12 protein-coding genes are annotated in these 13,432 nt (G+C 34.5%); 4 read left to right on the top strand and 8 right to left on the bottom strand.

The annotated features are described in order from the left end of the window. The first annotated feature begins 71 nt into the window (after nt 1-71). Nucleotides 72-1,109 (top strand): aldo/keto reductase, encoded by a 1,038-nt coding sequence (locus tag V5J73_RS14085; RefSeq protein WP_338646607.1) that lies wholly within the window; start codon nt 72-74, stop codon nt 1,107-1,109. 48 nt (nt 1,110-1,157) lie between these two features. Here V5J73_RS14085 and V5J73_RS14080 read toward each other — a convergent pair whose 3' ends face one another. From V5J73_RS14080 to panC, 8 genes are all read right to left on the bottom strand, one after another. Beyond that, a complete protein-coding gene (locus tag V5J73_RS14080; protein WP_338646605.1) occupies nt 1,158-3,125 on the bottom strand; it encodes a biosynthetic peptidoglycan transglycosylase in 1,968 nt (655 codons plus the stop codon). 200 nt (nt 3,126-3,325) lie between these two features. Then, nucleotides 3,326-3,760 (bottom strand): hypothetical protein, encoded by a 435-nt coding sequence (locus V5J73_RS14075; RefSeq protein WP_338646604.1) that lies wholly within the window; start codon nt 3,758-3,760, stop codon nt 3,326-3,328. A 43-nt stretch (nt 3,761-3,803) separates the two neighbouring features. After that, nucleotides 3,804-4,208 (bottom strand): hypothetical protein, encoded by a 405-nt coding sequence (locus tag V5J73_RS14070; protein WP_338646603.1) that lies wholly within the window; start codon nt 4,206-4,208, stop codon nt 3,804-3,806. 118 nt (nt 4,209-4,326) lie between these two features. Then, nucleotides 4,327-4,851: a hypothetical protein gene (locus V5J73_RS14065; RefSeq protein WP_338646602.1), complete on the bottom strand. Its 525-nt coding sequence runs from the start codon at nt 4,849-4,851 to the stop codon at nt 4,327-4,329. 15 nt (nt 4,852-4,866) lie between these two features. Next, nucleotides 4,867-6,228, bottom strand: coding sequence for a DNA repair protein RadA (gene radA, locus V5J73_RS14060; protein ID WP_338646601.1), 1,362 nt, complete (start codon nt 6,226-6,228; stop codon nt 4,867-4,869). After that, nucleotides 6,228-7,376, bottom strand: coding sequence for an alpha/beta hydrolase (locus tag V5J73_RS14055; protein ID WP_338646600.1), 1,149 nt, complete (start codon nt 7,374-7,376; stop codon nt 6,228-6,230). The genes radA and V5J73_RS14055 overlap by 1 nt, the downstream gene beginning before the upstream one ends. A 303-nt stretch (nt 7,377-7,679) precedes the next feature. After that, on the bottom strand, nt 7,680-8,030 hold the full coding sequence (gene panD, locus V5J73_RS14050; protein WP_338646599.1) for an aspartate 1-decarboxylase: 351 nt from the start codon (nt 8,028-8,030) through the stop codon (nt 7,680-7,682). Between the two features lie 14 nt (nt 8,031-8,044). Continuing rightward, nucleotides 8,045-8,893 carry a pantoate--beta-alanine ligase gene (panC, locus tag V5J73_RS14045; RefSeq protein ID WP_338646598.1) on the bottom strand — a complete coding sequence of 283 codons (849 nt, stop codon included), beginning with the start codon at nt 8,891-8,893 and terminating at the stop codon, nt 8,045-8,047. 108 nt (nt 8,894-9,001) lie between these two features. On the opposite strand from panC, the gene V5J73_RS14040 reads away from it, so the two are divergent. Genes V5J73_RS14040 through glmS form a run of 3 tightly spaced genes read left to right on the top strand, consistent with a single transcriptional unit; the run spans nt 9,002 to nt 13,284 of the window. Then, nucleotides 9,002-9,808: a glycogen/starch synthase gene (locus V5J73_RS14040; RefSeq protein WP_338646596.1), complete on the top strand. Its 807-nt coding sequence runs from the start codon at nt 9,002-9,004 to the stop codon at nt 9,806-9,808. A 20-nt stretch (nt 9,809-9,828) separates the two neighbouring features. Further along, nucleotides 9,829-11,430: a DUF4270 domain-containing protein gene (locus V5J73_RS14035; RefSeq protein WP_338646595.1), complete on the top strand. Its 1,602-nt coding sequence runs from the start codon at nt 9,829-9,831 to the stop codon at nt 11,428-11,430. Between the two features lie 6 nt (nt 11,431-11,436). Continuing rightward, nucleotides 11,437-13,284: a glutamine--fructose-6-phosphate transaminase (isomerizing) gene (gene glmS / locus V5J73_RS14030; protein WP_338646594.1), complete on the top strand. Its 1,848-nt coding sequence runs from the start codon at nt 11,437-11,439 to the stop codon at nt 13,282-13,284. Nucleotides 13,285-13,432: the final 148 nt, after the last annotated feature.

Here is a 13,432-nt window from a genome sequence, read left to right as displayed (position 1 = left end):
TGTTAACTGTAAATTTAAACCACAAACTAATTTTATCTTTGTTTTCGAAAATATAATATAATTTCCTTAAAATGAAATACACAACTTTACCCAATACTGATCTAAAAGTCAGCAAAATTTGCCTTGGAACCATGACTTTTGGACAACAAAACACAGAAGCTGATGGACTTGCCCAAATGGATTTTGCTTTAGAAAATGGAGTTAATTTCTTTGATACTGCCGAAATGTATTCGGTTCCGGCGCGTCAGGAAACCTATGGAAGCACTGAGAAAATCCTTGGAACTTGGTTTAAAAAAACTGGAAAGAGAGAAGAAATAGTTTTGGCGTCGAAAATTGCCGGACCAAATCCAAATTTTGGATACATGAGAGAAAAGTTAGATTTCTCACCAGCCAGTATCAAATTTGCATTGGATAATAGTTTACTGCGCTTACAAACGGATTATATTGATGTGTACCAATTGCACTGGCCAGAACGCAAAACCAATTATTTTGGACAACGCGGTTTTAAAGTACAGGATGATGCTTGGGAAGATAATATTCACAATGTGTTGGAAACATTAGACGGGTTTGTTAAAGAAGGAAAAATCAAGCATATCGGTCTTTCAAATGAAAATCCTTGGGGAATTATGCGTTTTTTAGAGGAAAGTAAATACAATAATTTACCAAGAGTGAAAACGATTCAAAATCCATATTCCTTATTAAACCGACTTTTTGAAAACGGTTCTGCCGAAGTTTGTTTGAGAGAAAATGTAGGTTTGTTGGCATATTCGCCAATGGCTTTTGGGGTTTTGTCCGGTAAATTCCTTACTGGTGAAGCGCATCCAAATGCCAGAATCAAATTGTTTCCACAATATTCTAGATACAATAGCGAGCAATCTACTGAGGCTACAAGATTGTATCAGGAAATCGCCAAAAAAAATGGATTGACTTTGACAGAGTTGTCTTTGGCATTTATAGAACAGCAACCGTTTGTAACCAGCACGATTATTGGCGCCACAACTTTGGAACAATTAAAAGAAAATATAGATACAATTCAAGTGTCACTTTCGGATGAAATTCTAAAAGCAATTGATGAAGTGCAAGCCGTTATTCCTGATCCGGCACCGTAAAGTAATAAACCCTGTCAGAGTTCAAAACTCTGATAGGGTTGTTTTTAATTAAAGATCAAATTCCTCATCAACGGCTAAAGAATCCACCTTTATTTGCGTGGAGTCTTGTACTTTGAATTTGATAAAAGATTTTGCAGGCCCCGAAATTAATATGGGTAATGACTTATAAATAGTGTCTTCTGGAGTCAAAAGTCCTCTTCGAAACATGATATTTGTTAAGAACGATTCTTGTTTTACAGCAAAATCTTTCAACATCCCTTGATCATTGAACTGATACATGAATTTCTTGGGACTTGGAATAATTCGAGCGAGATACAAGCATTCGTTCAGCGATAATTCCGAAGGTGTTTTTTGGAAATAAAACTGACTTGCTTCACCAATTCCATATACATTTGGACCCCATTCGATAATATTAAAATACACTTCTAGCATGCGTTCCTTACTTACAATCCGGTTATTTTCCAGAATGTAAACCAATAAAATTTCCTCCAGTTTGCGGGATACGGTTTTCTCTCGACTCAGAAAAGCATTCTTTACTAATTGCATGCTGATCGTGCTGGCACCGCGTGAAAACTTTTTGGTTCTTATGTTTTTGACTATGGATTGTTTGAATGCTTCGCTGATGAAACCGCGGTGCGAAAAGAAAGAAGGATCTTCTGTAGTTAAAACGGATTTTCTTAAATATGGTGAAATTTGATCTAATGGCGTATAATTTGGATTGGCTGAACCAACTAAGATAGGACGTTGCAACACATTTTTTATAAGTGCCCGATACACAAATTCGCCATTAAGTTTGTTGAGATTCGCTTCGCCGTATTTTGTAATTTTCAGATTTTCTTTCTTCAATTTACTGTCAAAAACCAGCTGATTCGGTTTGTTTTGGTTGAAGGCAAAATCCAATTTGTAATCAAAAGTACCACTGGCTTCCATTCCCTGAAAGTGGGTGAATAAACCGTCAGGTAGCGAGGTTATAAAGTCCTGCGCTTTCATTTTTGGGATAGTAACCTTGAGTTTGTAAATCGTATCTTTTTCCGTTTCGTAAGCTACGTAAGGATGAAATTTTATCTTGTTCAACTGAACTGTTGAGCTACTGTCAATCGAAATAAAATCGGAACCCAATAAGAATCGATAATCAAATTTAGCATTCTTAAGAATAACATCTTTGCTGGCAATTTTCGGGTGGTTGAGTTTTAAATTGGCAATAGCCATAAAGCCATCAATATGCAATTCGTCGCCATCTCTATCTATGTTTTGAATATTCAATCGAATAGAGTCAAAGCTTGATTTCAGGTTGAAACGCTCGTCTAAATACGGCATTTGGATGGCACCCGAATCAATATTGACGAAACGGATATCGGCTTTTTTATTTCTTGGATCAGCAAACCCTTTGATTCTCCAGCGTTGTGAAATGGTATTGGTTTGAACTTGAATAGATGTTTCTAGTTGTTTATTGACCAATCGCAGTTTTTGGAAATTAATGGTTGCTTTTTTTCCGTTATCATTGAGTCTAAAAGACAGATTGTCCAAGATCATATCCGTAGGGACTAAATTCAGTGCTTTTGAGATTATTCTGTAGGCAAACTGTGCGTAATCTCTTTTCTCGTCTCGTATTTCTGTTTGATTGTCTTTTTTTAGAAAAGCATCAAAATTTCTCACTTTCCCTTTTTTTACTAACTGGACAAAACCGTTCTTGACTTCTAAAGTTCCAAGTTGAACATCTCCCGTTATGAGATGCCATAAATTGACACTGGTTTTTAGTTTTTGAATTTTAAAAAGGGTATCGGCATTTTTTGGAACCAGAATTATTTCGGTAAGATTCAGCCCGGATAATCCGTCAAATGAAGCTTTTTTTATTGTAAAAGAGCTGTTGTAATCCACTTCCATTTCATTGGAAACTTTTGCCAGTGTTTGTTGTAAAACGGCATCTCGAAAGATATAAAAAGCAATAATTAAAGTGACAAACAATACAAAAAGTATTTTTGCTGCTAGAATTAATTTTTGTTTTCCGGTTTTCATAAACAGTTTAATAAGTAATACAATCTAAAATACAACGCGCTTGGAATCTCAGCCATAAAGAAAAGGAAAATAATACTAAAGGAAAGATTTTTATGGTTTTCTTTAGAATATTGATTGGGGAAAATGATTTTTTAAATAAAAAAACTACAACCAGTAAAGCGTTGTAGTTTCTAAAATATTGTATAGCCGCTAAATTAGTGTTATGGCTTTGGTTCTTTATACTCAAAAGGGTTATAAAAGCGTCTTACTTTTTCCACAATCTGGTTTAAGGTCATTTTATCTGCTGTTTCTACGGCTTTTAGTTTTCCGGGTTCAATTAAATGATCCGTCATTAATTTTTGTTCTAGTTTAGTTTTTGTTTGCGCCGGACCAAAAACAATAAGTTCATCCGATTTTTTGACATAAGACAGCACTGATTTTATAAAATAATCCAGCTCTTGTTTTTTTCGGTCGTCAAATTTTTTGTCACTATTGCCATGATGCACTCCTGATGAAGTTCCTTTATAACCTTCATCATTATGATGTACATTGTTTTCAACCTCAGAATCTATCTCAGTAATTTTTTCTGTATTACCATCAAGAGCTACAATTATCGCTTTTGAAGAATCTATCCAAATGCCAGTTTGTCTTTTCATGTCTTTGATTTTTTAAAATTAAAGTAGATTATTTTTTACTGTTTTATTGTAAAAGAATTGCGCTTAGTTGACTTATTAAAACGTGTTCTGATTTATTTTTTCCTGAAAAAGAAGTAGCTATAGCATTGGCAGTTTTTAGAATTAGAGCATTCATTTCTAGCGTGAACAAGTGTTGATGTTCTGCTTTGAAAATTTTAAAGTCGGGAATCACCTGTTCCAATTCCCATTCATTGGCGACAAGCCAGTCAAAAACAATTTCGATTTCATACGCAGTGTCATCGCCAAATTCATTATAGCTGTTTTCCAGCGGAAGCCATTCTGTTTTTATAATTTGTTTCAGTTTATCGATTTCTTCTTTACGAATGGTTTTGTCTATGGCCGCAATAGTATAGAACACTTTGCCTAAGTGTTCGTATAAATGAGTCATAGTTTGGTGTGAAGGTTTCATTTTTGTAAAGTATTGTAATACATAAAGTTACAAATAAATAACGAATCCTTTTTCTGATTTGTTGTTTTTTATTTAAAATAAAAAAACAGTTAAAGTTAAGCTAAGGTGGTGTAAAGATTTATTTCGTTTTTGCATCCAAAAACGACAGGAGATTGTCTATTTCCAGTTTTTGATTGGCGTATTGTAATTGAAGTTCAGAACCTTCGCCCATCCGATTATAGTATTCTAATGCTTTTTTTGCAAAGAAGCGTTTGTGAAAATCAGAAAGCTCAGGAATTTGAGGAAATATTTTGTGAAAAAGCATTTCGTAATAGGCTTGCCATTCTCTTTCATTTTTATCTTCAATCCAGTTTTCTTTCGTTTTTTGACTTACGTGAATCATTTCATGCGCCAGTAGATTGAGCATTAATGTCAGCGGATATTCGAATGTGTTTTCTGGAATTCGGATGATTTGAGGTTCTCCAAAAACGCCTTCGGTGGTCATCAAAATAAATTCTGGTTTTGCTTTTTCTCTTAATTCAAAGCCTTTAAAATTTGGATTTTCTAAACCATATTCTTCAATTAAAAATTGAGCGGCTGCAATGGTTTCTCCTAGTTCATGAAACGTATTGATAATTTGTAAGTGTTCAGGATAAGACTTCATTTTAATAGTTTTATATTATCCAAACAACTCACTCGCCACGTCTTCAATTTTGGCTACTAATCTAATTTTGATTCCAGTATTTTTCAACGCAATTTTATTGTATTTGGATACGAAAATGGTCGAAAAACCTAGTTTTTCGGCTTCTTGAATGCGTTGGTCCACGCGGTTAACCGGACGAATTTCGCCCGAAAGTCCCACTTCGCCTGCAAAACAAAAATCTTTATTGACTGCAATATCTTCATTCGAAGATAAAATGGCGGCCACAACAGCTAAATCTATCGCTGGATCATCTACTGAAATTCCTCCCGTTATGTTGAGGAAAACGTCTTTGGCGCCAAGCCTAAAACCGGCTCTTTTCTCTAATACGGCCAAAATCATATTGAGTCTTTTGGCATTATAACCTGTAGTGCTGCGTTGTGGCGTTCCATAAACTGCGGTGCTTACCAATGCTTGGATTTCAATCATCAACGGACGCATGCCTTCTAATGTGGAGGCAATCGCGGTTCCGGATAACTCCTCATTTTTATGTGAAATCAATATTTCTGAAGGATTAGAAACTTCTCGCAGACCATTGCCTAACATTTCATAAATGCCAATTTCTGCAGTAGAACCGAAACGGTTTTTTAGTGAACGTAAAATGCGATACACGTGATTTCTATCGCCTTCAAATTGCAAAACAGTGTCAACCATGTGTTCCAGGATTTTTGGACCTGCAATATTTCCGTCTTTGGTAATATGACCAATTAGAATCACGGGGATGTTGGTTTCTTTGGCAAATTTGATCAGTTCGGCTGTGGTTTCCCTGATCTGAGAAATACTTCCTGGAGTGGATTCGATATAATCCGTATGCAAGGTTTGAATGGAATCAATAATTACGATTTCCGGTTCAATCGATTCAATTTGCTTGAAGATATTTTGGGTTTTGGTTTCGGTAAGAATATAGCAATTATCACCGCTGGGCGTAATTCTTTCCGCACGCATTTTTATCTGCTTTTGACTTTCTTCACCTGAAACATATAAAGTTTTATACGGTAACTTTAAGGATATTTGAAGCAAAAGTGTACTTTTTCCAATGCCGGGTTCACCGCCTAAAAGAATCAATGAGCCAGGAACAATGCCTCCACCCAATACGCGATTGAGTTCGGAGTCAGTAGTATCCATTCGGATTTCCTGAGCCGAATCAATTTCGTTTATTCGCAACGGTTTTGGTGCTTTATTGCTGGAAGTAGTTTCGCTTTTCCAAGCTGTTTTTTCTTGTTTTTGTATAATTTCCTCCGCAATGGTGTTCCATTCTTTGCACGAATTGCATTGTCCTTGCCACTTGGCATATTGAGCGCCACAGTTTTGGCAAAAAAAAGTTGTTTTTACTTTTGACATTATTTTTTTGGTGTTTGACTGATCATGTCATCGTATTTTTCCATCATCATGTTTTTTGTAAGGTCGCCAATTTCCTCTAATTGGGAAGCGCTTTGGTAGCGTTTGGCTGCTTTTTTTAGATCTCCCATTTTTTCATACATCAAACCCAATTCATAATCGGCAAGCATTGATTTTGGATAATTTTTATTGGCAATCTCAGCTAATTTGTCTAATTCGGGGTAGGCTTTATTTTTTAGAATTGCTGCTTCTATAGCTTTGAAATCGTTGACACGAATGGGTATTTTTAAACCTAAGCTTTTGGACAAAGCGGCATATTTATTGATTAAATAATCCACATAACCGGATGGAAGTATAGCAATTTTGTCGCTGTATTCAGTAGAAGAAATAGGTTTATAAGCATCAAAAAATTGGTATAAGGCATTTGGAATCGAATACAGCACGAGCGAATAATGAGAGGCGCCTTTGAAATTATCGAACTTGTAGTTCAACATAGGATTCGTAACTTGTTTTATGTTTTCGTCCATTTTTTTTATAGATTCTTGGATTCTTTTTATGTCGCCATCTCCATTGGATTGGTAATAAAAAACAGGCTGTTTTAAATTTGAAAGTTTTTCTGGAATTTGGTTTTCCATGTCGGGAGCTAGTTCTGGACTCATTGAAATGTATCCATTGAATATGGGATTATCCTTGTACAGAAAAAAGTTTAAAAATCCTGCTGTAGTATCATGTCCAGCAATAATTCGGAATGGTGCAACGGGATATTTTTTCTCGATGTAAGGAAGTAACTCGGCACCAATAAACTCAAAGAATTTTGCCCCTTTCCCTGAAGGAACTCCATCTGCTTCGTCATAAGTGCTGTCGTCAATGCGTTCGTTATTTTTGTTTTGGCTTATGCCTACGACGATCATTTCAGGTAAATCATCCCAATAGGCACCGTAATTCAAAGCACCGTAAAAAGGATCAAATAAGTAGTCGCCATCAAGTAAAATAAGTAACGGATACTTTTTATTTTGATTTTTTTCGAAAGAAGGAGGTAAACCAATTGTGATTTCCCGGGTTTCGCCTAGTGCATTTGAATCGAATGGTATTGTAGTTTTTTGTGAAAATGCTGTAACAGAGAAGAATAAGAATAGTAGTAGTTGTTTCATAATTTGAAGCGTTTAGCAATTAAAATACATCTAAATAAGAAAGCAATATAATACTTTATTTACTTCTATTTAAGAAACACCAAAAGTTAAGGTATTGAAAGCACAGTTGTTTCTTTGGAAAATCAAATGAGATGTAGTGCGTTAAAATTACGAAATGAAAGAACATTAACATATCTGATTTGAGTTAAAAAATCAGATATGCTGTGTCTTGTGAAATGAAATACATTTGCTTTTATTTTTAAAATAGAGAATTTATCTTTTTCAAAAAAAAAGCAGATTTGTATAGGTGTATTCTTTGAGCAATTAAGTCAAAGAGTTGTCATTTTCATTAGGGAAAATAATCCAAGGTTGGAAGGTTTTAGCTTCTTCAAATTCTAGTATTGCATAAGAAATGATAATGATGATATCATCTTTTTGCACTTTTCTAGCTGCTGGACCATTTAAGGTTATGATACCTGAATTTTTTTCACCTTTGATGGCATAGGTATCAAAGCGTTCGCCATTGTTGATGTTTACGATGAATACTCTTTCTCCTTCAATGATATTGGAGGCTTCCAGTAAAGCTTCATCTATGGTAATGCTACCGATATAATTTAAATCAGCGCCAGTTACTTTTACTCGGTGTATTTTTGATTTTACGACTTGAATTTGCATGCTACAAAAGTAAATTAATTTAATGATATGGTGTCAATCAATCGAATATTATTGACAAGTACCGCAATGAAAGCACGGTATTTTTTATTTTTATTTTTTCGGGTACACGGTAAAAGTGTTGCTTCGTCAGCAATTACAAAATATTCTAATGAGAAGCGAGGATTATTGTCGAATGATTTTTGAACCCATTCTGAAATAGCGGTAGTGCTATTGGTTGCAAATTTTTCTTTTGCCACGATAAGTGTTTTGTAGATAATAGCAGCTTCTTTTCTTTCCTCTGTCGATAAGCGTTCGTTTCTGGAGCTCATGGCAAGATCGTTGGCCTCTCTAAATATAGGGCAGCCAATTACATTTACTTGTAGGTGGTTTTTAAGTACCATTTTTTTGACAATTTGCAATTGTTGAAAATCTTTTTCGCCAAAATAAGCATTTGTTGGTTCCACTATTTCAAAAAGACGTTTTACAATCGTGCCTACACCATTAAAATGTCCAGGTCTGAATTTGCCTTCCATTTGGTTTTCTAATCCATCAAAATCGAAAGATTGAGAAAGCGGTTTTCCATCATAAATATCTTCAACAGATGGTGCGTATAGAATTATATTTGGATTTAAATCAGTAAGTTTTTTTACGTCTTCTTCCAATGTTCTTGGGTATTTTGCCAGATCATCAGGATTGTTAAACTGTGTTGGATTTACAAAAATACTCACAACGGTAGAGTCGTTTTCTAGTAATGATTTTTGCATTAATGCCAAATGACCTTGATGTAAAGCGCCCATAGTAGGAACAAACCCAATAGTGGAATGGACGGTTTTTATTGATTTCAAATAGTCGATTAAAGATGCTTTTCCGTAGAAAATAGGCATGGCAGTATTATTAAAATTAAATGCAAACTTACTATTTTAGTTAATAACTGCATAAAATTTTGTAATTTTGCATGGTTTTTATTGCCAATAAATTAAGTAAATTACAATATGAAAGATAAGAGGATATTATATGTATCATCTGAAGTGGTGCCTTATCTCGCTGAAAATGAGGTCTCTTTAATGTCTTATGACGTGCCGAAAATGATTAATGATCAAGGCGGACAGATAAGAATTTTTATGCCAAGGTATGGAAATATTAACGAGAGAAGACATCAATTGCACGAAGTAATTAGACTTTCGGGGATGAATTTGGTGGTGAACGACTTGGATATGCCTTTGATTATAAAAGTGGCTTCCATTCCAAAAGAAAGAATACAAGTTTACTTTATTGATAACGATGAGTATTTCAAAAGGAAAGCCACATTTGCTGATGAAGAAGGTGTGATGTATCCTGATAATGACGAACGTGCTATTTTTTTTGCAAAAGGAGTAGTTGAAACCGTAAAAAAACTCAATTGGGTTCCTGATATTATACACGTTCATGGATGGATGGCCGCCATGTTGCCTATTTACATGAAGCATTTTTATAAAAATGAAGCATTGTTTTCAGAGACAAAGATTGTTACTTCTGTTTACGGGCAATCTTTTGATGGCACTTTAGATGTAGAGATGATTAATAAAGTCAAATTTGACGGTATTCCTGATGAAGCAATTTCGGATCTGGAAGTTCCTGACTACGAAAATATCATCAAGGCAACTATTAAACATTCGGATGCAGTCATTATTGCCTCAGAAAACCTGACTCCAAGTTTAACAAAATATATAGAATCTTCAGGAAAACCTTTTTTACCTTTCGCACCGAAAGATGCATTCGCAGAAGCGTATACTAATTTCTATAGAAACGAGGTTCTTTAAATTAAACTTTTTTATTAAATATGTACAATAATTCTTTTTTTAAGAAAATTCTGGTAGTTGCGAGTGTTGTTTTTTTATATTCTTGTGATAAAGATTATAATGAAATTGGAGGAGATTTAATTGGTGAAAACAATTTTGATCTCAAAAAAGAAACGTACGATGTTTTAGCTTATAATCAAAAAACAGGACCTATACAATCCAATGGTCTTGAGGTAAATCCTTTGGGAATTTATAATAATCCAAATTTTGGTGAAACTACAGCAAATTTTGGAACTCAATTAACTTTGTCAACCTTTATAACAACAATAAGTACGAGACCTTATATTGAAAGTGTTGTTTTGACTGTTCCTTATTATTATGATGCATCAAAAACGGTTACAAAAACAGATGGTAGTCATGAGTATGTGCTGGATTCTATATATGGACCAGACAAGGCCGAAATGAAACTAAGTGTTTTTGAGTCCGGTTATTATATGAGAGATGCAGATCCTATTGGTGGATTTTTGCAGCCTCAAAAATATTTTACAAATCAAAATGCAGAATTTGACAACATTAAAATTCCGAGTCGTTTAAACAACGATTCGAATTTGGCTCAAAACGATAAATTTTTCTTTGATCCAGCAGAGCATGTAGTAACTAGTACAGATTCAATTACTAAGGTGGTTACGACTACAAGAACTCCTCCGGGGATGCAATTGAATTTGAATAAAGGTTACTTTAAAACGAAAATAATTGATGCTGTAGCAAGTGGAAAATTAGCTTCAAATGATGTTTTTAAAGAATACTTTAGAGGGCTTTATTTTAAAATGGAGAAATCAGGAAGCAGCGCAGGAAATTTAGCAATGTTGAATTTTAAGGAAGGTAAAATCACTATAAAATATAATGAGGATTTGTCAACTACAACGGCTGGTGTGACCACAATTACACGAGTTAAGAAAACCATAGTTCTTAATATGACTGGAAATTCAGTGAGTTTATTGAATACTGATTTTGCAAATAGTGGACTTGCTTATAATGCTTTGCCAAATACTGGAAATACTACTGAAGGTGATGATAAATTGTACCTAAAAGGGGGTGAGGGGTCAGTTGCCGTAATAAGTCTTTTTGATACACCAGGCCAGTTAGAAGCGATTAGAAATAGTGGATGGTTGATTAACGAGGCAAATTTAGTTTTTCATATTGATGCAGCTACAATGGCGAGCAATTATGAGCCACAAAGGATTTATTTGTATGATTTTAATAATAATCGACCTATTGTTGATTATTATTCAGACGCTACAACAAATAGTGCTAATGCTAAGAAATCGAAAACTATTTTAGATGGTAATATAAATATAAACGCCACTAGCAAACGAGGATTAACTTATAAAATTAGGGTTACAAATCAAATAAGAAATCTTGTTAAGTATAAAGATTCAACCAATGTAAAGTTGGGATTGGTAGTTACTGAGGATATTGGAACAATAGCTTCTCATAAACTAAGAACGCCAAACGCTTTTATTTCTGGAGCTCCAAAAGCATCTGTCATGAATCCTTTAGGAACTATTTTGTTTGGTGGTAAATCAACAGTTGCGGATGATAAGAGGTTGAAGCTTGAAATTTATTATACAAAACCTAATTAAATAAATATGTGTGGAATCGTTGGTTATATCGGTTATAGAGAAGCTTATCCTATTGTAATAAAGGGATTAAAGCGTCTTGAGTATAGAGGTTATGATAGTGCTGGTGTGATGTTGTATGATGGAGAAGAATTGAAACTTTGTAAAACAAAAGGTAAGGTTTCAGATCTTGAAGATAAAGCTTCAGCAGCAATTACAACAAACGGATCTATAGGAATTGGGCATACACGTTGGGCAACGCACGGTGTTCCAAATGATGTTAATTCTCATCCCCATCTTTCTAATTCAGGCGATTTGGCAATAATTCATAATGGTATTATTGAGAATTATGCGCCTTTAAAAGAAGAGTTAATAAAACGTGGGTATATTTTTCATTCGGATACTGATACTGAGGTATTGGTAAATCTTATTGAAGAAGTACAAAAAAAAGAGCATTTAAAACTAGGGAAAGCAGTTCAAGTGGCTTTGAATCAAGTAGTGGGAGCTTATGCGATTGCTGTTTTTGATAAAAAAAATCCAGATGAAATTGTTGCTGCCAGATTAGGAAGTCCATTAGCAATTGGTGTAGGAGAAGGAGAATATTTTATTGCTTCGGACGCTTCGCCTTTTATCGAATATACTTCTAATGCGGTCTATCTTGAAGATGGTGAAATGGCAAATATTAGATTGCACAAAGCAATGAAAATTAGAAAAATCAAAGATGATTCTTTGGTTGATCCGTATATTCAAGAGCTTCAAATGAATTTAGAGCAAATTGAAAAGGGTGGGTACGATCATTTTATGCTTAAGGAAATTTATGAGCAACCAAGTGTTATAAAAGATACCTATCGCGGAAGACTTCATGCTAATGAGGGTATTATTCAAATGGCGGGAGTTGAGGATAATTTAGAAAAATTCCTTAATGCGGAGAGGATAATCATTGTAGCTTGTGGAACTTCATGGCATGCAGGTTTAGTTGCAGAGTATGTTTTTGAAGAGTTTGCACGTATTCCAGTTGAAGTAGAATATGCTTCAGAGTTTAGATATAGAAATCCAATAATAAACAGTAAAGATGTAGTTATCGCTATTTCGCAATCTGGGGAAACAGCAGATACTATGGCAGCTATAAAACTGGCTAAAGAACACGGTGCATTTGTATTTGGTGTTTGTAACGTAGTGGGTTCTTCTATTTCTAGAGAGACTCATGCAGGAGCTTATACACATGCTGGTCCTGAAATAGGTGTAGCATCTACAAAAGCATTTACAACTCAAATTACGGTTCTGACTATGATTGCTTTGCGTTTAGCAAAAGCTAAAGGAACTTTATCAAACAGTGATTTTCATACCTATTTGCAAGAATTAGAAATCATTCCTGAAAAAGTTAAAGAAGCTTTGGAGACTAACGAAAAGGCAAAAGAAATTGCTTCTACTTTTAAGGATGCTCCTAATTGTCTTTATTTAGGAAGAGGATATAACTTTCCTGTTGCTCTTGAAGGTGCTTTGAAGCTTAAAGAGATATCTTACATTCACGCTGAAGGATATCCTGCGGCTGAAATGAAACACGGGCCAATTGCATTAATTGACGAACATATGCCAGTAGTGGTTATTGCGCCAAAGCAAGGACACTATGACAAAATTGTAAGTAATATTCAGGAAATTAAATCCAGAAGTGGGAAAATTATTGCTGTAGTAACTAAAGGAGATACACAAGTGCGTGAATTAGCAGATTATGTTATTGAAATACCAGAAACATCAGACGCTTTATCGCCATTAATTACTACAATTCCTTTGCAGCTTTTGTCATATCATATAGCTGTTATGCGTGGTTGTAATGTTGATCAGCCTCGTAATCTAGCAAAATCAGTAACAGTGGAATAGTTTTTTTTGCAAAACATATTTTTTACACTATTTTAAATTATGCCTCGAAAGATTTTCTTTTGGGGCTTTTTTTTGAATATTTTTTTAGGTTTTTGACTTTTTTAAATGCTTTAAATGATTGAATAAAACGTTAAATTTTATCTCATTT

This window comes from Flavobacterium sp. KS-LB2, assembly GCF_036895565.1.
Classification (GTDB): domain Bacteria; phylum Bacteroidota; class Bacteroidia; order Flavobacteriales; family Flavobacteriaceae; genus Flavobacterium.
The sequence above is the reverse complement of the archived record's forward strand: the minus strand, read 5'-3'. Positions and strand labels throughout refer to the sequence as shown.